Annotated in this window: 27 protein-coding genes and 1 rRNA gene (1 of these 28 running past the window's edge); 9 read left to right on the forward strand and 19 right to left on the reverse strand. The window is 63.1% G+C overall.

Annotation, left to right across the window (positions count from 1 at the left end):
- The 5 genes from HOY44_RS08185 to HOY44_RS08205 form a co-directional block, all read right to left on the reverse strand.
- Positions 1-24: ribosomal RNA gene (locus HOY44_RS08185) — 16S ribosomal RNA — on the reverse strand (it extends 1,444 nt beyond the left edge of the window).
- Positions 25-825: 801 nt separating this feature from the next.
- The gene (gene msrQ, locus HOY44_RS08190; RefSeq protein WP_287434170.1) at positions 826-1,443 is read right to left on the reverse strand and encodes a protein-methionine-sulfoxide reductase heme-binding subunit MsrQ; all 618 of its coding nucleotides are present in this window, start codon (positions 1,441-1,443) and stop codon (positions 826-828) included.
- Complete coding sequence (gene msrP, locus HOY44_RS08195; RefSeq protein ID WP_287434171.1) at positions 1,443-2,339, reverse strand: protein-methionine-sulfoxide reductase catalytic subunit MsrP; 897 nt, start codon at positions 2,337-2,339, stop codon at positions 1,443-1,445. The genes msrQ and msrP overlap by 1 nt, the downstream gene beginning before the upstream one ends.
- 68 nt (positions 2,340-2,407) lie before the next feature.
- Positions 2,408-3,913, reverse strand: a complete 1,506-nt coding sequence (locus HOY44_RS08200) for an FMN-binding glutamate synthase family protein (protein WP_287434172.1) — start codon at positions 3,911-3,913, stop codon at positions 2,408-2,410.
- Between the two features lie 14 nt (positions 3,914-3,927).
- Positions 3,928-4,692: an FkbM family methyltransferase gene (locus HOY44_RS08205; RefSeq protein WP_287434174.1), complete on the reverse strand. Its 765-nt coding sequence runs from the start codon at positions 4,690-4,692 to the stop codon at positions 3,928-3,930.
- A 358-nt stretch (positions 4,693-5,050) separates the two neighbouring features.
- Between HOY44_RS08205 and HOY44_RS08210 the strand changes: the two genes are divergently transcribed.
- On the forward strand, positions 5,051-5,296 hold the full coding sequence (locus HOY44_RS08210; RefSeq protein ID WP_040885042.1) for an EF-hand domain-containing protein: 246 nt from the start codon (positions 5,051-5,053) through the stop codon (positions 5,294-5,296).
- 58 nt (positions 5,297-5,354) lie between these two features.
- Here HOY44_RS08210 and HOY44_RS08215 read toward each other — a convergent pair whose 3' ends face one another.
- The 4 genes from HOY44_RS08215 to clpB form a co-directional block, all read right to left on the reverse strand.
- Positions 5,355-5,804: an Mpo1 family 2-hydroxy fatty acid dioxygenase gene (locus tag HOY44_RS08215; RefSeq protein WP_287434176.1), complete on the reverse strand. Its 450-nt coding sequence runs from the start codon at positions 5,802-5,804 to the stop codon at positions 5,355-5,357.
- A 70-nt stretch (positions 5,805-5,874) separates the two neighbouring features.
- Positions 5,875-6,549, reverse strand: coding sequence for a TetR/AcrR family transcriptional regulator (locus HOY44_RS08220; RefSeq protein ID WP_287434177.1), 675 nt, complete (start codon positions 6,547-6,549; stop codon positions 5,875-5,877).
- The gene (locus HOY44_RS08225; protein ID WP_287434180.1) at positions 6,546-7,661 is read right to left on the reverse strand and encodes a YhgE/Pip domain-containing protein; all 1,116 of its coding nucleotides are present in this window, start codon (positions 7,659-7,661) and stop codon (positions 6,546-6,548) included. Before HOY44_RS08225 ends, HOY44_RS08220 begins: the two co-directional genes overlap by 4 nt.
- Before the next feature lie 136 nt (positions 7,662-7,797).
- Positions 7,798-10,419 (reverse strand): ATP-dependent chaperone ClpB, encoded by a 2,622-nt coding sequence (gene clpB / locus HOY44_RS08230; protein ID WP_138422054.1) that lies wholly within the window; start codon positions 10,417-10,419, stop codon positions 7,798-7,800.
- A gap of 218 nt (positions 10,420-10,637) precedes the next feature.
- Here clpB and HOY44_RS08235 point away from each other — a divergent pair, with 218 nt between their 5' ends.
- The 3 genes from HOY44_RS08235 to HOY44_RS08245 all read left to right on the forward strand — a co-directional run bounded on the left by HOY44_RS08235 (position 10,638) and on the right by HOY44_RS08245 (position 12,609).
- Positions 10,638-10,943: a hypothetical protein gene (locus HOY44_RS08235; RefSeq protein WP_008333304.1), complete on the forward strand. Its 306-nt coding sequence runs from the start codon at positions 10,638-10,640 to the stop codon at positions 10,941-10,943.
- 123 nt (positions 10,944-11,066) lie between these two features.
- Positions 11,067-11,774 carry an orotidine-5'-phosphate decarboxylase gene (gene pyrF, locus HOY44_RS08240; protein WP_287434183.1) on the forward strand — a complete coding sequence of 236 codons (708 nt, stop codon included), beginning with the start codon at positions 11,067-11,069 and terminating at the stop codon, positions 11,772-11,774.
- 91 nt (positions 11,775-11,865) lie between these two features.
- The gene (locus tag HOY44_RS08245) at positions 11,866-12,609 is read left to right on the forward strand and encodes a hypothetical protein (RefSeq protein ID WP_287434185.1); all 744 of its coding nucleotides are present in this window, start codon (positions 11,866-11,868) and stop codon (positions 12,607-12,609) included.
- On the opposite strand, the gene HOY44_RS08250 is transcribed toward HOY44_RS08245, so the two are convergent.
- The 3 genes from HOY44_RS08250 to HOY44_RS08260 form a co-directional block, all read right to left on the reverse strand.
- A complete protein-coding gene (locus HOY44_RS08250; protein ID WP_008333301.1) occupies positions 12,606-12,881 on the reverse strand; it encodes an NfeD family protein in 276 nt (91 codons plus the stop codon). The genes HOY44_RS08245 and HOY44_RS08250 overlap by 4 nt on opposite strands.
- The gene (locus HOY44_RS08255; protein WP_008333300.1) at positions 12,878-13,771 is read right to left on the reverse strand and encodes an SPFH domain-containing protein; all 894 of its coding nucleotides are present in this window, start codon (positions 13,769-13,771) and stop codon (positions 12,878-12,880) included. Before HOY44_RS08255 ends, HOY44_RS08250 begins: the two co-directional genes overlap by 4 nt.
- A 97-nt stretch (positions 13,772-13,868) precedes the next feature.
- Positions 13,869-14,276: an NUDIX domain-containing protein gene (locus HOY44_RS08260; protein ID WP_287434187.1), complete on the reverse strand. Its 408-nt coding sequence runs from the start codon at positions 14,274-14,276 to the stop codon at positions 13,869-13,871.
- 74 nt (positions 14,277-14,350) lie between these two features.
- Between HOY44_RS08260 and HOY44_RS08265 the strand changes: the two genes are divergently transcribed.
- Positions 14,351-15,265: a VOC family protein gene (locus HOY44_RS08265; protein ID WP_287434189.1), complete on the forward strand. Its 915-nt coding sequence runs from the start codon at positions 14,351-14,353 to the stop codon at positions 15,263-15,265.
- Positions 15,266-15,365: 100 nt separating this feature from the next.
- Here HOY44_RS08265 and HOY44_RS08270 read toward each other — a convergent pair whose 3' ends face one another.
- The 5 genes from HOY44_RS08270 to HOY44_RS08290 form a co-directional block, all read right to left on the reverse strand.
- Complete coding sequence (locus HOY44_RS08270; RefSeq protein WP_287434190.1) at positions 15,366-16,013, reverse strand: RluA family pseudouridine synthase; 648 nt, start codon at positions 16,011-16,013, stop codon at positions 15,366-15,368.
- A gap of 37 nt (positions 16,014-16,050) precedes the next feature.
- Positions 16,051-16,674, reverse strand: coding sequence for a LysE family translocator (locus HOY44_RS08275; RefSeq protein WP_287434192.1), 624 nt, complete (start codon positions 16,672-16,674; stop codon positions 16,051-16,053).
- Positions 16,671-17,036, reverse strand: coding sequence for a GFA family protein (locus tag HOY44_RS08280; protein WP_287434194.1), 366 nt, complete (start codon positions 17,034-17,036; stop codon positions 16,671-16,673). The genes HOY44_RS08275 and HOY44_RS08280 overlap by 4 nt, the downstream gene beginning before the upstream one ends.
- Complete coding sequence (msrC, locus tag HOY44_RS08285) at positions 17,030-17,479, reverse strand: free L-methionine (R)-S-oxide reductase MsrC (protein WP_502710683.1); 450 nt, start codon at positions 17,477-17,479, stop codon at positions 17,030-17,032. The genes HOY44_RS08280 and msrC overlap by 7 nt, the downstream gene beginning before the upstream one ends.
- A gap of 73 nt (positions 17,480-17,552) precedes the next feature.
- A complete protein-coding gene (locus tag HOY44_RS08290) occupies positions 17,553-18,731 on the reverse strand; it encodes an acetyl-CoA C-acyltransferase (protein ID WP_287434196.1) in 1,179 nt (392 codons plus the stop codon).
- Between the two features lie 96 nt (positions 18,732-18,827).
- Here HOY44_RS08290 and HOY44_RS08295 point away from each other — a divergent pair, with 96 nt between their 5' ends.
- On the forward strand, positions 18,828-19,172 hold the full coding sequence (locus HOY44_RS08295) for an STAS domain-containing protein (RefSeq protein WP_008333281.1): 345 nt from the start codon (positions 18,828-18,830) through the stop codon (positions 19,170-19,172).
- On the forward strand, positions 19,162-19,671 hold the full coding sequence (locus tag HOY44_RS08300) for an ATP-binding protein (protein ID WP_287434199.1): 510 nt from the start codon (positions 19,162-19,164) through the stop codon (positions 19,669-19,671). Before HOY44_RS08295 ends, HOY44_RS08300 begins: the two co-directional genes overlap by 11 nt.
- 231 nt (positions 19,672-19,902) lie before the next feature.
- Here the strand turns inward: HOY44_RS08300 and hspQ are convergent, their stop codons facing one another.
- On the reverse strand, positions 19,903-20,229 hold the full coding sequence (hspQ, locus tag HOY44_RS08305) for a heat shock protein HspQ (protein ID WP_008333273.1): 327 nt from the start codon (positions 20,227-20,229) through the stop codon (positions 19,903-19,905).
- 82 nt (positions 20,230-20,311) lie between these two features.
- Between hspQ and HOY44_RS08310 the strand changes: the two genes are divergently transcribed.
- Positions 20,312-21,193, forward strand: a complete 882-nt coding sequence (locus HOY44_RS08310) for an AEC family transporter (protein ID WP_287434202.1) — start codon at positions 20,312-20,314, stop codon at positions 21,191-21,193.
- A 74-nt stretch (positions 21,194-21,267) separates the two neighbouring features.
- Positions 21,268-21,858 carry a transglycosylase SLT domain-containing protein gene (locus tag HOY44_RS08315; protein WP_040885038.1) on the forward strand — a complete coding sequence of 197 codons (591 nt, stop codon included), beginning with the start codon at positions 21,268-21,270 and terminating at the stop codon, positions 21,856-21,858.
- Here the strand turns inward: HOY44_RS08315 and HOY44_RS08320 are convergent.
- Positions 21,855-23,117 (reverse strand): FAD-dependent monooxygenase, encoded by a 1,263-nt coding sequence (locus tag HOY44_RS08320; protein WP_287434204.1) that lies wholly within the window; start codon positions 23,115-23,117, stop codon positions 21,855-21,857. The two genes, HOY44_RS08315 and HOY44_RS08320, sit on opposite strands and share 4 nt — an antisense overlap.
- Between the last annotated feature and the right edge of the window lie 2 nt (positions 23,118-23,119).

Below are 23,119 nucleotides of genomic sequence, written 5' to 3' on the forward strand. Positions count from 1 at the left end.
AGCCAGGATCAAACTCTCAAGTTGAAAACCGATTACTCGGTTATCCTTGACGTTCGAACCTCTGCACATCAATTCCAACCGGCTAGGTTGGAACCGTCTCTGTTTGTTGTGCTTCAGTACCAAAGGTACCGAAAGCCGTCCAAACAGTGAAGCTGACTATCCATCATCGCTAGGGCCGAAGCCTTCGCTAGGTAGTTTGATATGCAGTTGTTTGTTCATCGAATGAACCAAACCGCCCACACATCTCTTCAGATACCATCGATTTCAAAGAGCGTAGAGACAAAAACCCGACTGGTGCGCCCTATCTTGTTCGGCGCGCCCGCCTGATCTAGCCTCTAGTTTTTTGCCTCGCTTCACTCTGGAGCGTCGCTCCGTCGTTCCGTCTGGCGTTCCGTTGTGCGCCTCAGCGCCGCCGGTGAGGGGGTATTTACGGTTCTGGGCCTGACCCCGCAAGGGCTTTTTTTCAGAAACATGACATTTTTCGCCGAAAAGTTGGAACCCATTGTTTTTGCTAGGTTATTTTTCGCGATTTTTTGGCGATCTTCTGTTGGCGCCCTGAAATCTTGGGCGCTAACGACGCTGAATCGGGCTTATCCACCGGTTTTCCACAGGCTCGGAGAGACTCAGAGGCCCAAATCACCCCCGATTCAGCCCCGTCCGACCCTGAATCGTCGTCTGAATCGGTGGGCCCCCTGCGAGATTCCGGTGAATCGGGGGATGAATCGGCCAAAAAAGTTTTCGGAGGGGGCGATTCAGCGGTGAATCGGTAGGCGATTCACGAACCGGGGCGCGATTCACCCCATATCGGGGTGAATCGCTTCGTCTTCAGGCGTTCGCCGTCCGGCGCTCGCGTTTGGGGAGCTTCACGCGCATCGCGAGCAGCACGACGATCCCCACGACATAGAGCACCGGCTCCAGCTGGATGCCCTTGCGCAGGAGCAGGAAGTGAACCCCGCCCAGAATGATCGCCGGATAGAACAGCTTGTGAATCGACTTCCACGTCTTGCGGAGTTTCCGCATCGACCAGTTGTTCGACGTGACCGCCAGCGGGATCAAAAGGGCGAAGGCCCCCATCCCTATAGTAATGTAGGGACGCTTCACGATATCGGCCCAGATCTGGCTCCAGATCTGAACATCGAGGAACAGCCACACCGCGAGGTGGCAGACGATATAGAAGAAGCCGACCAGCCCGAGCGCGCGCCGGAACTTCACGAGGTTGATCTTGGTGATCTTGAACAGCGGCGTGATGGCCAGCGTGGCGATCAGAACCTGAAGACCCAGAAGCCCGATCTCGTGTTCCATCTTCTTCACCGGGTCGACGCCGAGGTTCCCCGTGACCCCCTGATAGAAGAGCCATGCGGGCGGGATCACCCCGATCAGATAGATCGGCCAGGCGGGCACCTTTCGCAGCGCGCCGTTTATGGTGCGGGCAATCTCGGACATCAGTAGTTCTCGGACAGGTCCATGCCGGCATAAAGGCTGGCGACCTGATCTTCGTATCCGTTGAACATCAGCGTCTCTTTACGCGCGGCGAAAATGCCGGCCCCGATCACGCGTTCGGTGGCCTGAGACCAGCGCGGGTGATCCACGTTCGGGTTCACGTTACTATAGAAGCCGTACTCGCGCGCGTTCGCCTTGTTCCAGGTTGTCGGCGGTTCGTCCTCGACCAGCGAAATCCGCACGATCGATTTGATCGACTTGAACCCGTATTTCCACGGCACCACCAACCGGATGGGCGCGCCGTTCTGCTTCGGCATCGGCTCCCCGTAAATTCCGGTGGCCATAATAGTGAGCGGGTGCATCGCCTCGTCCAGCCGCAGACCCTCGACATAGGGCCATTCGACGACGGGGAACCGGACGCCCGGCATCTCGTCGGGGCGGTAGGCGGTTTCGAACGCCACGTACTTGGCGCCGGCCTGAACACCGACCTTTTCCAGAAGCTGATTCAGCTCGAACCCGTTCCACGGGATCACCATCGACCACGCCTCGACACAGCGGAACCGATAGATGCGCTCCTCGACCGTCATCCCATCCATGATGTCGGCCATGGAATAGGTGCCGGGGCGATCCACCAAACCGCCCACTTCGATCGACCACGGATCGACCGTCAGCATATGCGCGTTCTTGGCCGGGTCTTCCTTGCCCGTCCCGAACTCATAGTAGTTGTTGTAGTTGGTGATCTCTTCGAGCGTGTTGGGCTCGAGCTCGTTCTGCGCCAAGGCCGGCGCGGCGAGGCCACCGGCCATGAGGCCAGCGGCGCTTGCCATGATCTGCCGCCGATTCAGAAAAAGCGCCTTCGGTGTGACGTCGTCACGAGTCAGGTCGGGTTTGTATCCCATTGGGTCCTCCTACGTCCTTCTTTCTCCCGTCTTACGGAAGAAACGAGAACCGGCCCAATAAAGGTGCATCACGATAGTGCGTGAGTACTGTAACTTGGATAAATCTCGTTCATCGGGATCGAGCGGCCATCGCCCTGCACGATCCGTACGTGCCGCCGCCGCATCTGGCGCGGTTCGGCGACGCCCACGGAATGCGCGATGGTTTCGACCTCGTGGATCATGTTCTTGGCGAAACTCGCGACCTTCGCCGCCTTGTCCTTGGGCACCAGCCCCTTCTGCAAACGCGGGTCGTGCGTGGTCACCCCGGTCGGGCAGGTGTTCTTGTTGCACTTCAGGGCCTGAATGCAGCCCAGGCTGAACATGAAGCCGCGCGCGGACACGACGAAATCGGCCCCCGCGCAAATGGCCCATGCCACGTCAGACGGGTTCACCATCTTTCCCGACGCGATCATGCGGATGCGGTCATGCAGCCCCCGCTGGTCGCGAAGGTCCACGATCCGCGGCAGCGCCTCGCGGATCGGCATCCCGACGAGGTCGATGAGCGGCATGGGCGCGGCACCCGTGCCGCCCTCGCCACCGTCAATCGTTATGAAGTCCGGCGCACTGTCGGGGCCGCGCCGCATGATGCAGTCGAACAGGTCCGAGAACGGATCGACCGCGCCGACCACCGTCTTGAACCCGACGGGTTTCCCCGTGACCTCGCGAATATGGCTGATGACGTCGAGAAGATCGTCCCAATCGTCGATCTCTTCATGGCGGTTGGGCGACTCGCTCGCCTTGCCGACCGGGATGCCCCGGATGCGCGAGACTTCTTCATCCACCTTGGCCGCCGGTAGGATGCCGCCCTTGCCGGGTTTGGCCCCCTGTGCGAGCTTCAACTCGAACATCTTCACTTCGGGCCGTGCCGCCACCTCGCGCAGCTTCGCGTCCGAAAGCTTGCCGTGTTCGTCGCGCACCCCGTATTTGGCGGTCCCGATCTGATAGACGACATCGCATCCACCCTCGAGGTGATAGTCGGACATGCCGCCCTCGCCGGTGTTCAGCCAGACGTTCGCTTTCTTGGCCCCCATCGACAACGCGCGCACGGCGGGCTGGGACAGCGCGCCATAGGACATGCCGGAGATGTTGAAGAAGCTCGGCGCCTCATACGGTTTCGCCGCCGTCGGCCCGATCACCATCGGCGCGGTCTTGGCATACTGGAACCCCAGCGGCGGAAAGGCCGCGTTGACGAAGATGGACGTGCCGGGGGTCGAGATATTGCGGGTCGAGCCGAAGGCCACCGTATTGTCCTTGCCGGCCGCCGCCCGATAGACCCAGTCGCGCTGCGCCCGGTTGAACGGCATCTCTTCCCGGTCCATCGCGAAGAAGTATTGCCGGAAGAATTCACCCAGCGAGGTGAACAGGTGCCGGAAGCGCCCGATGACCGGATAGTTGCGGCGAACGGCGTCAGCGGTCTGGAACTTGTCGACCGCCCACCAGATCAGGACGAGCGCGACCACCGCCCCAATCAGGAAGATGAAGAACATGGCGAGGTATTCGAGAACCCAGAAGGTCGTGCTCAACTCGTTTTCCATCGCGCGCTTCCCCTCTACTCGGCGGCCACATCGCCCGCCTGCGATTTGTGGATCAGCAGGTGGTTCTTGTTCAGCCGGTAGCGTTGCACCGTCTTGTCGATGACGTAGTCATGCGCCTCGGCCCAAGCGAAGAACGCATCCTCGTTCTCGTTGTCGACCTCGACCAGCAGAACCGGGTTATGGGCTACGATCGTGTCCTCCAGCCCGGCGAGTGCCATCATCTCCATCCCCTCGACGTCGATCTTGATGAGGTCGGGGGTCACGCCCGCCAGCAGCGCATCGCCCGGCACGACCATCAGGTCGCCCTCGCCCGGCAGCATCTTGGCCCCGCCAAGGTTGCGCTCGCGCTTTTGCATGGCGTAGCCCTGCTCGGCCTTGTCCGACAACCCGACGCCCAGCTTGGACAGGTCGAACACATGCTCCAGCCGATTGATGAGCACATTATGAATGAGAAGGCGGAAGGCGAGCAGATTGGGCTCCACCGGGATCACCTTGCCGGCTTTCAGAATGAGCGCCGCATATAAGGAGTGGTTTCCGACGTTCGCGCCGATATCGACAAAGGTGCCGCCTTCGGGAAACAGCCGCTTCAGATCCTTCAGTTCCTTTTGCTCATAGAACTGGCCGCGACGGTGATTCCGCTGGATCGGGTCGTTCTCCATGTCCACGCAGAAACTCACCCGCGTATCGTCCACCAGAGTGTGAATGATGGTCACGTCATGCGCGCGGAACGGTTTGCCGAATTTGATCTTGGTGAGGATGCGTTCGACGTCGGGGCTCATACCGCCTCCCGGTTCGGTGCTGCTCAAAGGGGTCTCGTGCCCCGGTTGACCCGATCATGCCGCGCGCGAGTCGCGCGAACAAGGGAAAACCGGACCGTATCCGGCCGTCGCACGCCGATAGGAAAATGACCTGAACGAGAGCGGCCTTTCGCCCGCCGGCCCCCCGCAGGTCGGTGCGCTTCCGCCGTGTGGCGAAAGCCCGCCTTTGACGATCCTGTTTCCGCCTGCCTGATCGGCCTCGCCGCGCAATCCGGCGCCCAAAACCGCATGTGGGTCAGATCCCCGATGCACCGGGCAATGGGGCGTGACCAAGTGTCCTCATCCCGACAGACGGGCCCCTTAAAGAGAGGAAATGAACATGAAGATCGCGAACCTTGCCATCGCAGCCACGCTGACCATCGGATCGGTCGCCATCGCGCAGGACGTGAAGGTGGTCGATATCGACGCGGACGGCGTCATCTCGGTCGAAGAACTCATGGCGGCCTATGACGACGTGAACGAAGACATCTTTACCGCGTCAGACACGAACGGGGACGGCGTTCTCGACATGGACGAGCTTGCCTCGGCGCAGGAGGACGGGCTGATCCCATCGGGCGAGATGTAACCCCGCATCTCATCCGCCCCCGGAACGGCCCCTGCCCCCCCCTGCGGCGGGGGTCGTTTCAGTATTTCACGCCCGCGCGCGCGTAGAGAAACGACATGAGCCACGCAGGCCCGATCAGCAGGAACTGCACGTCCTTGAAGAACGACGGCTTCTTGCCCTCGACCTTGTGACCCCAAAACTGCCCGATCCAGGCGAGCACGAACAGGATCAGCGCGGTCGCCCAGATCGGCAGCGGCACCAAAGCTTCCAGAGCCTGTATGATGAGATACCCGACAATCAGCACCACGACGAAACCCACGGCAAGCGGCGGCGACAGTACGGCATAGTATATGAGCGCGGCAACGGCGACGGGCCACAACAGGTTCACACCGGCAACGGGCGGGATCGCATAGATCAGTGCCATGACGCAGACGAAGATGACCGGCACGCAAATCCAGTGCACCATCTTGTTCGTCGGGTTCTGATGGCTCTCGCCATACTCCGACAGTAATGCATCGACTTTTCTCATGATGGCTCCTCCCGGCAAGAGGATACGCCAGACCGGGCGAAGTCCAAACGGTCGATTGCCGAACCTCGCGTCAACGCCGGTCGAGCGTGGCATCCAATCCGTCGAACATGACGGTCAGCATGAAATCCACCTCGGTCGCATCGTCCCAATCCCGGTTCGGCGCAAGGATCGAACGGTGCAGGAAGTACCCCATGATGAAAGACCCTAGCGTGCGGAAGAAGCGTTCCCGCTCACGCTCGGTCTGTGGACCGAACATCGCCACGGTGCCGGACAGCTGATCGAAAAGCGGCGTCGCCTCGTGGATCATCACCGCGCGCAGGTCGGGATTCACCAGCGCCTCCTGCAAGAGGATCTTCACCAGCGGTTCGTAGACGCGCATGAAATGCAGCCGCGACAGCATCACGGCCCGCAGCACCGCCCGCCGATCCCCTTTGTGCCGGTCGATCAGTTCGTGCGCCTCCTGCTCGGCCGCCGGGGTCAGGATATGCCGGACGACGGGTTGCGTGATCCTGAGCAGCAGCGCCTTCTTCGACGGGAAATGACGAAAGATCGTCGCCTCGCCGATCCCGGCCCGTTCGGCGATCATCTTGGTCGAAGTGCCGTCGAACCCGAACTCGGCAAAGCAGTCGAGCGCGGCGAGGATCGCGAGGCGTTTTTTCGGCGCACTCGGACCCTCTTCCTTCTCGACCGCGTCCAACACGGCCCTGAAGGCATCGCTTTCGAACCGGCTGTCGGCTTTGTTCATGCGGCGGTCGTGGCTCCGGTCGCCCCGGCCCGTGCGGGAAGCGCCGCGCGGATCCAGATCAGGGCCAGCCCGAGTATCGCGATGATGGCGACAAGGACAACCGGATAGGGCATGGCGACCCCATGCACCGCGCCACGGTAAGCCGCGCCAATCTGCTCCAGACCGGCCCAACTCGTGATCCGCGACAGCCACTCGGGCGCTGCGGCCGCCGGGGCCATGACCCCGCCGATGGCCGACTGGTAAAAAGCGAGCGGGAGGAGAAGGATCACCACCCAAAGCCCCAGAAGCGAGAGCAGGCCGACAAACAGCCATGACAGCGCGATGGCGGTCGGCCAGACGACGGCCCAGGCGGGCAGGAACGCGCCCCAACCGGCGGTGGCCCCGACGACCAGCGCAAGACAGAGCGAGGCGAGGCCCATAACGAGGACCGGAATCACCGTGCGTGTCACGGCGACCGTGCCCCGATCCGCCCGCCCGCGCGTCGCAAGGGTCATCATCACGGCGCCGACGAGCGAGGCGAGCCATGTGGTATAGAGCATCGCGAACGGCGCTTGCATCGACGCCATCGGACCGGCGTCAACGACCGAGGTCACATCCGCCGCCACCGGCATCTCTCCGGTCGGCATGCTACCCTCTTTCATCGCGAGGCGAAGCGAGGCGACTCCGGCGGACATCGCGGCTGGCAGCATTCGCTCCAACTGCTGCGCCATCTGGAACTCCGCGACGGTCACGGCGGGCGATGTCACGATCTCGAACCGCGCCTGCTCGCCCTTGAACGCCTTGGCCGAAAAATCGGTAGGAAAAACGAGAAGAACACTCAGATCGCCGGCTTCCAGCGCCGCAATAGCGTCGTCACGGTTGTCGAAGGACTGCGTGGCGAAGGGCATCTGACCGCCCAAGCCCTGCAACATCCGCTCCGACACTTTGACGGGCGGCATCGGCAGGCCTTCGTCCTGATTGACGATCCCCAGTGTGACCGCCTGTGCCGTCTTCTCCGGGTCCATCGGTGCGGTGAGCGTGAAGACGGAAAAGATGAGCATGATGAGCACGGGCACGATGATGGCCTGTTTCGCCATCGGCCCTTCGAAGAACGAATTGATGTGAGTTTTCATGGGTCGACTCCCGATCCGTAGTGCGAGTAAACACTCGCTCGCACATGCGAGTGTTTACTCGCACCGCCCGAGTCGGTCAAGGCAAAGAAAAAGGGCGGGGTCTCCCCCGCCCTTTCTCGCACCGACGCGTGCGTCCTTAGTGGACGACCGCATCATTCGGTTTCGGGTTCGTCGAGTTTCCCACCCGGTCCCCAATGATAAGCCCGTCGGCCCCGGCCGTGACCGGGATCGTCGCCCCGTCCAGCACGTCACCTGACAGGATCATCTCGGCCAGCGGGTCTTGGAGCGCCTTCTGGATCACGCGCTTGAGCGGGCGCGCACCATAGACCGGATCATAACCCTGATCCCCGAGCCACTGCTTCGCATCATCGTCCAGCGTCAACGTGATGTTGCGCTTGGCCAGACGCTTGGCGAGCAGGCCAAGCTGGATGTCCACGATGCCCGACATATCCGCCCGGCCCAGCCGGTCGAAGATCACGGTTTCGTCCAGACGGTTCAGGAACTCGGGCCGGAAATGCGCCCGCACGGCGTCCATGACGTCCTGCTTGGCTTTCCCGGCATCCGCCCCGTCCGGAAGCTGGCTCAAGGCCTGCGATCCGAGGTTCGAGGTCAGCACGATCAGCGTCTGCTTGAAATCGACTCGGTGACCCTGCCCGTCGGTCAGGACACCGTCGTCCAGCACTTGAAGCAGCACGTTGAACACATCCGGGTGCGCCTTTTCGACCTCGTCGAACAGGACGACCTGATAGGGCTTGCGCCGCACGGCTTCGGTCAGAACGCCGCCCTCGTCATAGCCGACATAGCCCGGAGGGGCGCCGATCAGACGCGCGACCGCGTGCTTTTCCATGAACTCCGACATATCGATGCGCACCATCGCGCTGTCGTCATCGAACAGGAACTCGGCCACCGCCTTGGTCAGCTCGGTCTTACCCACGCCGGTCGGCCCGAGGAACAGGAAGCTGCCCAAGGGCCGCGCTTCGTCGTTCAGACCCGCACGGGCCCGACGCACGGCATTGGCCACCGCGCGCACCGCCTGATCCTGACCGATGACCCGCTTGTGCAGGCCCTCTTCCATCCGCAGCAGTTTCTCGCGCTCGCCTTCGAGCATCTTCGAGGTCGGGATACCCGTCCACCGCTCGACCACCTGCGCGATCTGCTCGGGCCGGACGGCCTCTTCGACCATCACGTCGCCCTCCTCCTCGGCCTTCTCGGCTTCGGAGAGTTTGCGCTCAAGGTCCGGGATCACGCCGTAGGACAGCTCACCGGCCTTGGCGAGGTTGCCCTCACGCTTGGCGATGTCCAGATCGGCCCGCGCCCGGTCAAGCTGCTCTTTCAGTTCGCGCGCGCCTTCCAGCTTGGCGCGTTCGGCCTGCCACTTGGCGGTCATGCTCGCCGATTGCTCCTGCAACGCCGACAATTCGCCCTCGAGTTTCTCGAGCCGGTCCTTCGACGCGGCATCGTCCTCTTTCTTGAGCGCCTCGGCTTCGATCTGAAGCTGGAGGATGTTGCGGTCGAGCTGGTCGAGTTCCTCGGGTTTCGAGTCGACCTCCATCCGCAGACGGCTCGCCGCCTCGTCGACAAGGTCGATGGCCTTGTCCGGCAGGAACCGGTCGGTGATGTAGCGGTTCGACAGGGTCGCCGCCGACACAAGCGCGGAGTCCGAGATTCGCACGCCGTGGTGCAGCTCGTACTTCTCCTTGATGCCGCGCAGGATCGAGATCGTATCCTCGACCGTCGGCTCGTCCACCATCACTGGCTGGAACCGGCGGGCGAGGGCCGCGTCCTTCTCGACATACTTGCGGTACTCATCCAGCGTCGTGGCACCGACACAGTGAAGCTCCCCGCGCGCGAGCGCCGGTTTGATGAGGTTCGCGGCATCCATCGCACCATCGGTCTTGCCCGCGCCCACAAGCGTGTGCATCTCGTCGATGAACAGGATGATTTCCCCGGCCGCCGCCTGAATCTCGTTCAAGACGGCCTTGAGCCGTTCTTCGAATTCACCCCGATATTTCGCGCCGGCGATCAACGCGCCCATGTCGAGCGCCATGAGCTTCTTGTTCTTGAGGCTCTCGGGCACGTCACCGTTGATGATGCGCAGGGCAAGGCCCTCGGCGATCGCGGTTTTACCGACGCCCGGATCACCGATCAGGACCGGGTTGTTCTTGGTCCGGCGCGACAGCACCTGCATCGCGCGGCGAATTTCCTCGTCCCGTCCGATGATGGGGTCGATCTTGCCGTCCTCGGCGGCTTCGGTCAGGTCGCGCGCATATTTCTTCAACGCCTCGTAGCTGTCCTCGGCCGACGCGCTGTCGGCCGTGCGCCCCTTGCGCACGTCGTTGATCGCGGCGTTCAGCTTCTGCGCCGACACCGCGCCCGCTTCCAGCGCGTCCTTGGCCGCTGATTTGGTCAGCGCCAGCGCCGTGAGCAGACGTTCGACAGGGACGAACGAGTCGCCCGCCTTCTTCGCGACCTTCTCGGCCTCGTCCAGCACGCGGGCCGTGGCATTGTCGAGGTAGACCTGCCCGGCATCCCCCGTCACACGCGGGATCTTGGCGACGGCGGCATCGACGGCTTCGACAACCCGCTTCGGCTCCCCACCCGCCTGACGGATGAGGTTCGCAGCCATGCCTTCTTCGTCGTCCATAAGGGCCTTGAGCAGATGCTCGGGCGCGAGTTTCTGGTGGTTTTCGCGCATCGCGATCGTTTGGGCGGCCTGAATGAAGCCACGCGACCGTTCGGTGAATTTTTCCAAATTCATGGCATTTTCCTCTCGTTAAGCGCCCTGTGAATTGCGGTGCCCGCCCTGCGGCACACCCCTGTCTGGGCCTCGGATCATAGATGGGGGGGCGTCACCCCCCTCGCAAGCCTGTGATCACGAAAATTGCATATGTCCGTTCACCTTCGCGCAACCAATCGCGAACGGAATGTTCACCACTTTCGGCGATGGTCCGCGCCGTGGGGCAAACAGGACCGACCATGAAAGTGACCGACATAGACATCCGCGATCTGCGCTGGGACGATCGCGCGAAATGCTTCCGCGCCGCCGTATCCATGGCGATGTTGCCCGATGGGGGCGCGCGCCAACGGCATGTGAATTTCATCTGCCAGTCGCACAGGGCGCACGACTGCCCCTCATCGCTCATCACCTACGACCTCGTGACCCATGCGCTCGATCAGGCGCGCGCCATGCCGGGGTTTCGCCGTGGCGAAGAACAGATCTCGGTCGACATCATGTCGGCAGTCGGTCGTCTGCCCTTCTCACCGCGCGCCAAGGCCGGGTGACACAGGCATCGAAGCGACCCTTTTTTTGGGCGAATGCACCCGCCTTGCGCCGGCTTTACGGCTGAACGCTTGACGGAACCGGACGGCTTTCGCACAAGGGCCGAAACCGGAAAGGATCGCCCCATGGCCGAGAACATGACCAAGACCGACGACCGCCTGATCGTGGCGCTCGACGTTCCCAACGCGCTGGCCGGGCTGGAACTGGCGCAACGGCTTGGAGACCCGGTGGGGTTCTATAAGATCGGCCTTGGTATGCTGACCGGCGGGGGCCTCGCCTTGGCCCGCGAACTGATCGACGAGATGGACAAGCGCATCTTCCTCGACATGAAACTCTTCGACATCGGCAACACGGTCGAGGCCGCCGTACGCGGGCTTGCGAACTACGGGCTGGACTTCCTGACGGTCCACGGCGATCCGCATGTGGTGCGCGCTGCGCAGGAAGGCAAAGGGGCCTCGGACCTCAAGATCCTCGCCGTGACGATCCTGACCTCGCTGGACCGCGCCGACCTCGACGACATGCTGATGTCACAAGGCGACGTGCAGGATATTGTCGTGGAACGCGCGCGCCGGGCCATGGCCGCCGGGGCGGACGGCGTGATCGCCTCCCCGCACGAAGCCGCGTTGATCCGGGCCTTGCCGGAGGCCAGCGGCAAGTTGATCGTAACGCCGGGCGTGCGCCCACATGGCGCCGAGACGGGCGACCAGAAACGTATCGCGACACCCGAGAAAGCCATCTCGGACGGTGCCGACCACATCGTCGTCGGCCGCCCGATCAAATCGGCGCCCGATCCGCGTGCCGCCGCCGAAGCGATCCTTGCAAGCCTGCCGTAGGGCGATTGCGCCGCCGTCACAGGTAAGGCTGCGCTGACTAGGCCCGGCGACCGACCATGCTAGACTACCCCCACGCAACGGGGAGAGCGCCGTGGATCAGCTTGGCAAGGAAATCAAAGGCGACATCGAAGAGGACAAGAACTCCCTCGTCATCGAATATCTGAACGTCCGCCGCGCGCTTGGCTGGCTCGGCTTCTTCCTGCCCGCCGTTCTCATCATCTATGGCCTGCTGCCCGATACGGTCTTCGCGCCCTCGATCAGCGAGTTTTACTACACCCACATGGGCGGCGTTTTCGTCGGCACCATGTGCGCGATCGGCGTGTTTCTGGTCAGTTACAAGGGCTATGCGAAGACCGACGACGAAACGCTGTCCGACAACGTCCTGACCAGCGGTGCCGGGATTTTCGCCATCGGGGTCGCGCTGTTCCCGGTGGTTGTCGACAGCCCAGACATGGTCGCGCTGCCCGACGTGAACCTCGGGATCGAGGGGCACCCGAACTTTCTACATTTCGGCTCGGCCACGGGCTTTTTCGTTCTGCTGGCGCTGATGTCGATCTTCCAGTTCACCAAGTCGGACCGCGACTCGGACGGGAAAATGGTCTGGACCGGGGACAACCTGATCTTCGTCGGCTGCGGGGGCGTCATGATCTTGGCCCTACTGGCGCTCGTCCCCTACGTGCTGTCCGACCGGATCACCGAAACTCTCGCGCCCTACAAATACATGTTCATCCTCGAAACCATCGGCGTCCTCGCCTTTGCGGTCTCATGGCTGGTCAAGGGCAAGCAGCTCGGCGCGGTGCGCGCCGTCGCCCGCATGGTGGCGCCTGCCGACTAATCCTCGTTGATGTCGCGGTGAAAGGTCTGGCGCTGCCCGCGTCGCACACCGAAGGCCGCGCGCAGGATCACCCAGGCGGCGACCGACACGATGGCGAAGACCACAAGCGCCCATGCGAGCGCAATTGACACGCCGACGGCGAGCAAGACACCCACGACCGCCGCGCCCAGCGCGAAGCCCACGAACACGAAACCGGCCGTGAACACCTCGAAAATCGCGAGGACCAGCGCCGCCGCGATCCAGACCCACCAGATTTCCCAAAGCATCATCATGAACGGCCCTTGAGCATACCAAAGGCGTTCTTGAAGGCGTCCACTGCATCGGCGGGCAGCAGGATCATCTGGTTGCCGGGCCCGTCACCCACTTTGGTCAGCGCCTCGACCTGTTTCAGCGCGACTTGGTATTGCGCCGCTTCAAGACCGTTGTCGGCGATGGCCTTGGCCACGACTTCGGTCGCATAGGCTTCGGCATCGGCCTGAATGCGGCGGGCTTTGGCGATCTGTTCGGCGGCATAAAGCTCGGCATCCGCCTGAAGCTCGACCGCGCGCTTCTTGCCCTCGGCCTCGGTCACCTGCGCCCGACGGGCCCGTTCGGCATTGAGCTGCTGGAGCATCGCGTCGCGCGTCGCCTGATCGAGGTTCACGTCGAGAATCTCGGTCCGCGTCACCTCGATCCCCCAGTTATCGACCGCATCCTCGACCTGCGATTTGATCCGCGCGATCAGCTGCGTCCGGTTCGACTGCACGTCGTCCAGATCCATCATCCCGATCTCGCTGCGCACGATACCCGCGACGGTCGTGGAAATCGCCCCGTCCACATCGCGAATGCGATAAACCGTCTTTTCCGGGTTCAGGATACGGTAGAACACGCTGGTTTCGACCTGCACCAGCACGTTGTCTCGCGTGATCGCATCCTGACTCATCGTCGGAAGCTGCCGCTCGAGGATCGAGATCTTGTGCCGCACCCGATCGAGGAACGGGATGATGAAGTTGATCCCCGGCCCAAGTACCGCCTGAAGCCGCCCGAACCGCTCGACCACGAATTTCTCGGACTGCGGCACGATCCGCACGCCCAGAAAAATCGAGACGATAATGAACAGCGCGATAAGAAGGAGGACGATATTCGACCCCACAAACTGGGACAGGAAATCCTCGGAATTCATGGGCGTCTACTCCGTGTGCTGAAATGTCGGGCACACTATGCGGGGAGCGGCCTTCACCATCAAGTCAGATGTTCCGGCCGGTCCTCCCCGAAATCGGTCACAGATCGTGCATGTCCTCCATCGCCTCGGCAACGCGCATTCTGAAATGCGGGATCACATCGTCGCGCAGAACCCAATCGGCGGGGTGCATCAGGGCCACCGCCTGCCCCTCGTCGCCAAGACGAACGCGGCTGAACGCATCCGCACCAAGCTTGGCCGCGAAGAACCACGCAGGGTTGGGTCGCAGGTAATGCTTTCGCCAGACCAGCGCCTCGGGCGCGAGTGTGAGCCCGGTTTCCTCGGCCGTTTCGCGCAACACGCAGGCCTCCGGGCTTTCATCATTTTCACGCGCGCCACCCGGCAAGTCCCACAGCACCGGCCATGGGATCGACGGGTCGTCGTCGCGCCGGATTGTCAGAAGTTTGCCGCCGATCAGCAGGATCAGTTTCGCACCGGAAAAGCTCATATCCGCACGATAGGGATAATCCTGTTATCATCCACCCAAAGCGCATCGCCGTAATCGCCAAAACGGAGGAAAAGATGATCCCGCATATCCACGGTCTGCACCACGTGACCGCATTCGCCGGCCCCGCGCCCGAGAACGACGCCTTCTTCACCGGCACGCTCGGCCTGCGCCGGGTCAAGACGACGGTGAATTTCGACAATCCCTATGTCTACCACCTGTATTTTGGAGACGAAGTGGGCACCCCCGGCACGGTCATGACGCATTTCCCGGACCGGAAATGGAAACAGGGCCATCGCGGGTCCGGCGAGGTGGCCGTGACCGCCTTTTCCGTGCCGCGCGGATCGCTGGACGACTGGGAAGCCCGGCTGAAGGGCGCGACCCGGATCGAGGTCTTCGGCCAGGCGCAACTCAGGTTTTCGGGCCCCGACGGCGAAACGCTCGCTCTGGTCGAATGCGACGATGATCGCGAGCCGTGGCGCGCGCTGCCCAAGACGATGGGCATCCGGGGCTTCCATTCCGTCACGCTCATGATCGCCGACCCCCGGCCCACGCTCGATGTGCTGACCGCGATGGGCTACGCCGAAGCCGGGGTCGAAGGCACCACCACGCGCCTGACGATGGAAGCCCCGGTCGGCATCATCGACGTGATGGCGGCGCCGGACGTCGCGAAATCGGTCGAAGGGGCCGGGTCGGTCCACCACATCGCATTCGCCACCCCCAACGACGAGACCCTGCTTGACGTGCGTGAGGCGGTGATCGACGCAGGCCTCAAACCGACCGAAGTGCGCGACCGGAATTACTTCCACTCAATCTATTTCCGCGAGCCGGGCGGCGTTTTGTTCGAGGTCGCAACGCTCGACATCGGTTTCGATGCCGACGAGCCGGTGGAGACGCTGGGGGAGGCTCTGAAACTGCCCGCACAGCACGAGCTGCTCAGGGGCGAATTGGTTAACACGCTGGAGCCAATCCCGAATTTGACGCTGGAATAGCGTTATTTCACAGTGGTTTAGCTTGGAGTTCAGGATACTAGAATCCTAGTATTCTGGTAGTCATGGCGCGGCGCCGCCTGAAAGCCGAGCGCAAGATCGTTCAGAACGGGACCTTCGCGCGGAAGTTCATGCCCTTGCCGCCGTCCGGGTGGCGAAACCTCAGGCTTTCGGCATGAAGCATCAGGCGGGGAAAGTCGCGCGCCGAACCTTCTGCGTAGAACGGATCGCCGCAGATCGGGTGGCCAAGCTCCAGCATGTGAACGCGCAACTGGTGGCTGCGCCCGGTCTGGGGGAATAGCCGCATTCGTGTGGTCGCACCTTCCCGCTTCAGCACCTTCCAGTCGGTGACGGCGGGCTTGCCCTTTTCGAAATCGACATGCTGGCGCGGCCGGTTGGGCCAATCGACGATCAGCGGAAGATCGACCGTCCCGGTATCCTCCTGAACATCGCCATAGACACGCGCGACATATGTCTTTTTCACCTGCCGCTTTTCGAACTGCAATCCAAGGTGGCGCTGCGCGTGCGGGGTCAGGGCGAACACCATCACGCCCGATGTGTCACGGTCGAGTCGGTGGACCAGAAGCACCTCGGGGAACGCCGCTTGCAACCGTGCGATCAGGCAGTCCGCCAGATGCTCGCCTTTGCCCGGCACCGACAACAATCCCGACGGCTTGTTCACCACGAGAATCTCATGATCCATGTGGATGATGTCGAGCGGATCGTCGGGCGGGTCGTAAAAGTCATCCATCCCCGGCCTTTCGCAAAGCCGCGCGACGCGCGCAAGCCTAGCGTTGCCCGCCGGCCAGTACGAGACGCAGCGCCAACGCCGCGTATACGACGGCGCCGACACGGTTGAGGAGCCGGGCATGGCGGACGAGCTTTGCCCCGACCAGGCCGGCGGTGACGCCATACCCCGCGGTGATGAAAAAGCCCGTTCCCGCGAAAATCGCCCCAAGGACGAGGATCTGCACCCAAAGCGGCGCGGCCTCGGGCGTGGTGAACTGCGGCAGAAGCGCGAGGATGAAGAGCGCCACCTTGGGGTTGAGCGCATTGGTCAGGAACCCGCGCCACACGGCCCGGCCCAGCTTCTGCACACCGTCGCCCTGCGCCACCGCCCCTGCGCGCCAGCTTTTCCACGCGAGGAACAGAAGGTAGGCCGCGCCCGCATATCGCACCGCATCATAGGCCAGCGGAAAGGCCGCAAGCAGAGCCGACAGCCCGGCAGCGGCCAGCACCGTGTGCCACAGCGCGCCCAGCGCGACGCCGAAAGCGGCGGCGGCCCCCACGCGCGGCCCGCCCGAGACCCCCGAAGCGGTCGCGAACATCACGTCCGCACCCGGGGTGAGGTTCAGAACCACCCCCGCCCCGAGAAAGGCCAGCACTGTCGCAGGATCGAGGCCGAGGATCATCCCAATTCGCTTTCGGGGATGGCGTAGTAATCGCCCTTGTCGGCAGTGAAGATGTGCCGGAACCCGGTCACGCCGGTCGGCCCGTCGATGGCCCCCAAGGCCACGCCCATCTGGTCGGACCCGTTCGACTGCCAGAAAAGAAACGATCCGCAAGTGGGGCAGAACCCCCGCCGCGCCTCGGTGCTGGCGGCATACCAGCGCGGCTCTCCGGTGATGTCGACATCCGACATGTCCACTTCGCCCGAGGCCCAGACATGGCCGGACTGCTTGCGGCACTGGGTGCAATGACAAGCGCCCGGATCGGCGAGCGGCCCGGCAACGGTGAAGCGGATCGCGCCGCAGAGGCAGGAGCCGGTCAGCATCTTGAAAAGACCTCGTCGAGAATGGCCGTTAGTGCCGAAGCGTCCGATTCGGTGAAGGCGTCGGGCCGGTCGCTGTCGATATCGAACACGCCGATCACCTTGCCCGACCCGTCACGCACCGGGATGACCAGTTCAGAACGGGTCGAAGAGGAACAGGCGATATGCCCCGGAAACGCCTCGACATCCGCCACCCGCTGCACCTCACCCGTCCGCGCCGCCGCACCGCAGACGCCGCGCGAAAACGGGATGGTCAGGCAGCCGTGGCCGCCCTGATAGGGTCCGATCTTGAGCAGTTTCGGCGCGGTCACGCGGTAGAACCCGGTCCAGTCGAAGCGGTCGTCGAAATGATGCACCTCGCAGGCGACGGTCGCCATGAGGGCGACCTCGTCGGTTTCCTCCTCGGTCAGGGCGCGGATGCGTTGGGCGAGTTCGGCATAATCCATGCGGATCTCCAGATGGCGAGGCCGGGGGTTTCACACCCCCGGACCCCCGTGAGGTTTCTTGAAACAGAGAAGGTCAGACCCGCTCGATCGCGATGGCCGTGCCTTCGCCGCCGCCGATGCAGATGGCCGCTACCCCACGTTTCAGGCCCCGCTTTTCGAGCGCGTTCAACAGCGTCACGATGATCCGGGTGCCCGAGGCACCGATCGGGTGACCCAGCGCACAGGCGCCGCCGTTCACGTTCACGATCTCGCGGGCAAGGCCCATCTCCTGCATGAAGGCCATGGGGACGACCGCGAAGGCTTCGTTCACCTCCCACAGGTCCACGTCCTCCTTGGCCCAGCCGATCCGGTCGAGCAGCTTTTTCGCTGCCGGAACCGGGGCGGTCGGGAAGAGCGCGGGGGCCTGCGCGTGTGAGGCATGGCCGAGGACGCGCGCGCGAATCCTAAGACTGGCCGCTTCGGCCGCCCTTTCGCCCGCCATGACGAGCGCCGCCGCGCCATCGGAAATCGAGGACGAGTTGGCCGGGGTCACCGTGCCGTCTTTGCGGAACGCAGGCTTCAAGGTGGGGATCTTGTCGGGACGCGCCTTGGCCGGCTGTTCGTCCTCGCCAATCACGACGTCGCCGTTTCGGGTGGTGAGCGTCATCGCCGTGATCTCACCGTCGAACGCCCCCGATTTCTGCGCTTCGAGCGCCTTGTTCAGCGACCCGATGGCGTATTCGTCCTGCGCCTCGCGCGTGAACTGGAACGCCTCGGCGCAATCTTCGGCGAAGGTGCCCATCAGGCGGCCCTTGTCATAGGCGTCTTCCAGACCGTCGAGGAACATGTGGTCGATCACCTGCCCGTGCCCGATCCGCGCACCGCCGCGCATCTTCGGCAGAAGGTAGGGGGCATTCGTCATGCTCTCCATCCCGCCAGCGACCATGATACCGGTCTGGCCCAGCGCAAGCTGGTCGAAGGCGACCATGGCGGTCTTCATTCCGGACCCGCACATCTTGTTCATCGTCGTCGCCGGCACCTCTTCGCCGAGGCCAGCCGCGAACCCCGCCTGCCGCGCGGGTGCCTGACCCTGGCCTGCGGGCAGGACGCAGCCCATCAGGACCTCTTCGATTCGGTCGGCGGCGGCCCCCGCATCGGCCATCGCGGCCTTGATGGCGGCGCCGCCCAGATCCGCAGCCGCAACCCCGTCGAACACGCCCTGAAAGCCGCCCATGGCCGTACGGGACGCCCCCGCGATCACCACGTTTTCCATCTTAGTCTCCCGTCGCTTTTCTGCGCCGCGCTTACCGGTTGGTAACGAAGCTTTCCTAGTTTGGCGCCATCAAAACGCCCGCGAAGGAGATTGGCAATGGAGCTCGGCATTCGGGACACCGGCGACACGCGCGTCGTCCACGTGGGCGAGGCACGGATCGACGCCGCCGTGGCGATCCAGTTCAAGGACCAGATGCGCGACCTGATCGTGGGCGGACCGAACCGTGTGATCCTCGACCTCTCGGCGGTGACCTTTGTCGACAGTTCCGGGCTGGGGGCCATCGTCGCCGCGATGAAACAGGCGGTCGGGCCACAGCAACTCGAACTCGCCGGCCTGACCCGGAGCGTGGCCAAGGTGTTCGCCCTGACGCGCATGGACCGGGTCTTTACCATTCACGACAGCGTGGATGCCGTTCTGGCGGGGCCTGCGAATGCAGAGTGAGCCTCTGAGCTTCATGGGACATGCGCGCGACAGGCACAGGGCGGGACCGATTGCCGGAAATGGTGGTCTGCATCTTCTGTTTCCGGCAGGCGAGCGGTCGGTTCGGCGCGCCTTGTCCGCCTCCGTCGCCGCATTTCACGACATGGGCGTGGATCGGGACGGCTGCGATTTCGCCGAACTGGTTCTCGCCGAAGTGCTGAACAACGTCGTCGAACATGCGTTCACGGATCGGGGCCACGGAATCATCGAATTGGAGGCGTGGCGCGCGGGCAACGCCCTGTCGCTGCGGATACGCGACGACGGCATGCCGATGCCCGGGGAACGCCTCCCCGCCGCCCAGCGCCACGATCTGACGGTCGAAACCCACGAATTGCCGGAGGGCGGATTCGGTTGGGGCATCATCCACGACCTGACGCGCGACCTGACCTACCGGCGCGACGGGGCGCGTAATGAACTGACCTTCGCCATAGACTTTACCGAGTTCGACGCGAGCGCTTAGCGCCGCATCGCCATTAACCATATCGAGACGAAATGCCCCCAAATTGCCCGATTGGTTCCCAAACGCGGACAGATTGCGGGGGCAAAACGGTGTTTGTAGCTGCAATGCTTCCCTCGGTGCCGCGCTTAACAGCCCCCACCCAGTGCGCGGCACCGAGGTTCTCTTCCCAAGGGCTGAAAACACGACGGGCGCCCTTGCGGCGCCCGGTTCGTTTCAGGTCTGCCTGTCTGCTCAGTTCAATTGAAAGTGCAGCGGATAGTGACCGTCTTCGAAATCGCCGAACAGATCCTCGACATCCGGATGCGTCACAGGCTCGCCCGAATAATCTTCGACCAGGTTCTGCTCGGACACATATGCCACGTAATAGGTCTGATCGTTTTCGGCCAGCAGGTGATAAAACGGCTGGTCCTTGGGCGGGCGGCTTTCCTCGGGAATCGCGTCGTACCATTCCTGCGTGTTGGAAAACATCGCATCCACATCGAAAATGACACCGCGAAACGGATGTTTGCGATGGCGCACGATTTGCCCGAGATGATATTTCGCGTGCGTTTTCAACATAGATCAACAGTCCCCACACCACTACTAGTCACTCGGGTAGCCCCTGTCCATCGGGGGTCATGTGATTCAGGGGAAACAGATTGTGAACCTCGTTCTGACAGTGCTGGAAATCGTCGCGCCCGTGTTTTTGCTGGCGGCAATTGGCTTTGGGTGGGTCAAACTCGGCCATGAGTACCGAATCAATTTCGTGACCAAACTCGCCATGACGCTGGGCACACCCGCGCTGATTTTCACGGCGCTTATGGATACCGAAATCGAGCCCTCGGCCCTGACCGCGATTTCGGTGGCGGCACTCGCTGCATATGTGGCGGTCGCGGCGGTTTTCTTCATCCTGCTGAAGCTTCGCGGCGCGAGCGTGCGAAGCTTCCTTGCCCCGCTCACGTTCGGCAACACCGGAAACCTCGGGCTGCCGCTCGCGCTTTTCGCTTTTGGCGACGTCGGGCTCGACTATGCCGTCGTCGTTTTCGCCGTCATGGCGGTTCTGTCGTTCACGGTCGGTCTCTGGCTCGTCTCCGGCGGCGGATCGCCGATCGGTGTGCTGAAGGACCCGATCCTCATCGGCACCCTCGCGGGCACGCTGTTTCTGGTGATGGGCTGGCAGACGCCGACGTTCCTCACGAACACGCTCGACCTGATCGCGCAGCTCGCCATCCCCCTGATGCTACTCACGCTGGGCGTCGCGGTCGCCCGGCTGCGCCCGTCCGGCCTGATCCGGGCCTTCGGATATTCGCTTCTCAAGATCGGGTTCGGGGCCGTCATCGCATGGTCGATCGGTAAGGCGTTCGGGCTCGAACCGACCGCTCTTGCGGTGCTCACGGTTCAGCTCTCCACGCCCGTCGCGGTGGCCAATTACCTGTTGGCCGAAAAGTACGATACCGACCCGAACGAGGTCGCCGGGCTTGTCGTCGTATCCACCCTCGTCGCCGTCGTGACCCTGCCGCTCACCCTCGCCTTTTTCGTCTGAAAAACCGTACCATTTTCAAATCGCCTTGAATCCGTTATGGTCGAAAAAAAACAAAAGACCATAGCGAGAGGCAGATGAGCAGGTTTCTCCGCGCCCTGATAATGACCGTCGTTGCGGCGGCACTCGTGTCCTGCGGACAGAACTTTTCTGCGCCGCAAAATCTGGATGACGCCTGTGCCATCGTGAAAGAACGCCCGAAATACCTGCGCGCCATGAAGGCGACGGAGCGCAAATGGGGTGTGCCGGTGCCGGTTCAGATGGCGTTCATCTATCAGGAATCGAAGTTCATCGGGAACAACCGGACCCCGATGCAATACACGCTGGGCGTCATTCCGATGGGCCGCCAAAGCTCGGCCTATGGCTATGCTCAGGCGTTGGACGGCACGTGGGACGATTACCGCGACGAGCAGGGAAAGCGCGGGGCCAAGCGCCACGACATCCGTGACGCCACCGATTTCATCGGCTGGTATATGACCCAGACGGTCGCCGAGACCGGAGTGGCACTGGGTGACGCCAAGAACCAGTACCTGGCCTATCACGAAGGTCGTGCGGGCTACCTGCGCGGCACGCACAACCGCAAATCGTGGCTTCTCAGGATCTCGGACGAAGTCGCCGCGCGCGCGGCCATCTACGACCTGCAACTCAAGACTTGCGGCAAACGCTAGATCTGACGCCCTTCCAGCAGCTTCGGCAAATCTCCGGTCAGTCCGGCGGCTTCCCGGATGAAGCCGCGTCGCATCCCCGGCATGGCGTTGATCAGGCCAAGACCCACGTCCCGCGCGACACGCAAGATCGGATTGTCGTTCGAGAACAGACGGTTGGCGCCTTCCGTGGCAAGCACCATCTGCATCACGTCGAATCTGCGCCACTGCTGATATCGGTCAAGCACGTCGCGCCGCCCGAAATCTTCGCCCCGCCGCTTGGCGAGCGTCAGGACTTCGGCAAGGGCTCCAACGTCCTTGAGCCCGGCGTTCAGCCCCTGCCCCGCAATCGGGTGCATGCCGTGGGCCGCGTCTCCGACCAGCGCGACACGGTCGTCGACGAAGCGTTCGGCGACGGTCAGGTTCAGGGGATAGGTGAACCGCTCCCCCGCGATCGAAATGTCGCCAAGGAAATCGCCGAACCGCGGGCGCAGATGGTCGAGGTACAGGGCCTCATCCAGCGCATGCACGCGCGCCGCATCCTCGGTCGTTTCGGTCCAGACGATGGACGAGCGATTGCCGGGCAAGGGAAGTATGGCGAGCGGTCCGGGCGGCATGAAAAACTGATGCGCGACGCCATGATGCGGATGCTCATGCGCGATGGCGCAGACAAGAGCGGTCTGCCCGTAGTCATGACCCCAACGGTCGATCCCGGCCCGCCGCGCCGTGCCGGATGCACGCCCGTCGCAGCCGACGATCAGCCGGGCGGAAAGGGTGCGTCCACTGGCAAGCGTCACGGTCGCGGTCGACCCTTCGACCGCCTGCGCAACCACCGTCTCCCCCGACAGCACGGTCACGCGAGGATGCGCTTCGACCGCGCCCGCCAGCGCGCGCGACAGAAACCGATCTTCGACCATGTAGCCCATCGGGCCCTCGTCGATCTCGGCATGGTCGAACTCCAGCACGAAAGGCCCTGGCCCGGTGCCGGGCTTGCCATCCGAAATGCGGATTTCCAGTAGTGGCGTCGAATTCTCCGCGACCGCGCCCCAGACCCCGATGGCCTTCAACAGCCGTTGCGAGGCAAGCGCCAGCGCATAACCGCGCCCATCGAACGCGTCTTCGCCGCGCGCCCCTGCCTGAAGCGCGTCGATCACGGTCACGTCGAAACCGGCGTCACCCAGAGCCAAGGCCAGAGCGGGCCCGTTCAGCCCGCCGCCCACGATCACGATATCGGTGTCTGTCGTCATGCGCCGTTTCTGCGCCCCTGCGTCGGGATTGTCCATGC

This window comes from Maritimibacter sp. (assembly GCF_016774595.1).
In the GTDB taxonomy this organism is placed as follows: Bacteria; Pseudomonadota; Alphaproteobacteria; order Rhodobacterales; family Rhodobacteraceae; genus Maritimibacter; species Maritimibacter alkaliphilus.

What these genes read in the sequence shown, in the direction of transcription:
- msrQ (WP_287434170.1), bottom strand. Translation starts at nt 1,443, where the DNA reads ATGTCCGAGATTGCCCGCACCATAAACGGCGCGCTGCGAAAGGTGCCC.
- msrP (WP_287434171.1), bottom strand. Translation starts at nt 2,339, where the DNA reads ATGGGATACAAACCCGACCTGACTCGTGACGACGTCACACCGAAGGCG.
- HOY44_RS08200 (WP_287434172.1), bottom strand. Translation starts at nt 3,913, where the DNA reads ATGGAAAACGAGTTGAGCACGACCTTCTGGGTTCTCGAATACCTCGCC.
- HOY44_RS08205 (WP_287434174.1), bottom strand. Translation starts at nt 4,692, where the DNA reads ATGAGCCCCGACGTCGAACGCATCCTCACCAAGATCAAATTCGGCAAA.
- HOY44_RS08210 (WP_040885042.1), top strand. Translation starts at nt 5,051, where the DNA reads ATGAAGATCGCGAACCTTGCCATCGCAGCCACGCTGACCATCGGATCG.
- HOY44_RS08215 (WP_287434176.1), bottom strand. Translation starts at nt 5,804, where the DNA reads ATGAGAAAAGTCGATGCATTACTGTCGGAGTATGGCGAGAGCCATCAG.
- HOY44_RS08220 (WP_287434177.1), bottom strand. Translation starts at nt 6,549, where the DNA reads ATGAACAAAGCCGACAGCCGGTTCGAAAGCGATGCCTTCAGGGCCGTG.
- HOY44_RS08225 (WP_287434180.1), bottom strand. Translation starts at nt 7,661, where the DNA reads ATGAAAACTCACATCAATTCGTTCTTCGAAGGGCCGATGGCGAAACAG.
- clpB (WP_138422054.1), bottom strand. Translation starts at nt 10,419, where the DNA reads ATGAATTTGGAAAAATTCACCGAACGGTCGCGTGGCTTCATTCAGGCC.
- HOY44_RS08235 (WP_008333304.1), top strand. Translation starts at nt 10,638, where the DNA reads ATGAAAGTGACCGACATAGACATCCGCGATCTGCGCTGGGACGATCGC.
- pyrF (WP_287434183.1), top strand. Translation starts at nt 11,067, where the DNA reads ATGGCCGAGAACATGACCAAGACCGACGACCGCCTGATCGTGGCGCTC.
- HOY44_RS08250 (WP_008333301.1), bottom strand. Translation starts at nt 12,881, where the DNA reads ATGATGATGCTTTGGGAAATCTGGTGGGTCTGGATCGCGGCGGCGCTG.
- HOY44_RS08255 (WP_008333300.1), bottom strand. Translation starts at nt 13,771, where the DNA reads ATGAATTCCGAGGATTTCCTGTCCCAGTTTGTGGGGTCGAATATCGTC.
- HOY44_RS08260 (WP_287434187.1), bottom strand. Translation starts at nt 14,276, where the DNA reads ATGAGCTTTTCCGGTGCGAAACTGATCCTGCTGATCGGCGGCAAACTT.
- HOY44_RS08265 (WP_287434189.1), top strand. Translation starts at nt 14,351, where the DNA reads ATGATCCCGCATATCCACGGTCTGCACCACGTGACCGCATTCGCCGGC.
- HOY44_RS08270 (WP_287434190.1), bottom strand. Translation starts at nt 16,013, where the DNA reads ATGGATGACTTTTACGACCCGCCCGACGATCCGCTCGACATCATCCAC.
- HOY44_RS08275 (WP_287434192.1), bottom strand. Translation starts at nt 16,674, where the DNA reads ATGATCCTCGGCCTCGATCCTGCGACAGTGCTGGCCTTTCTCGGGGCG.
- HOY44_RS08280 (WP_287434194.1), bottom strand. Translation starts at nt 17,036, where the DNA reads ATGCTGACCGGCTCCTGCCTCTGCGGCGCGATCCGCTTCACCGTTGCC.
- msrC (WP_502710683.1), bottom strand. Translation starts at nt 17,479, where the DNA reads ATGGATTATGCCGAACTCGCCCAACGCATCCGCGCCCTGACCGAGGAG.
- HOY44_RS08290 (WP_287434196.1), bottom strand. Translation starts at nt 18,731, where the DNA reads ATGGAAAACGTGGTGATCGCGGGGGCGTCCCGTACGGCCATGGGCGGC.
- HOY44_RS08295 (WP_008333281.1), top strand. Translation starts at nt 18,828, where the DNA reads ATGGAGCTCGGCATTCGGGACACCGGCGACACGCGCGTCGTCCACGTG.
- HOY44_RS08300 (WP_287434199.1), top strand. Translation starts at nt 19,162, where the DNA reads ATGCAGAGTGAGCCTCTGAGCTTCATGGGACATGCGCGCGACAGGCAC.
- hspQ (WP_008333273.1), bottom strand. Translation starts at nt 20,229, where the DNA reads ATGTTGAAAACGCACGCGAAATATCATCTCGGGCAAATCGTGCGCCAT.
- HOY44_RS08315 (WP_040885038.1), top strand. Translation starts at nt 21,268, where the DNA reads ATGAGCAGGTTTCTCCGCGCCCTGATAATGACCGTCGTTGCGGCGGCA.
- HOY44_RS08320 (WP_287434204.1), bottom strand. Translation starts at nt 23,117, where the DNA reads ATGGACAATCCCGACGCAGGGGCGCAGAAACGGCGCATGACGACAGAC.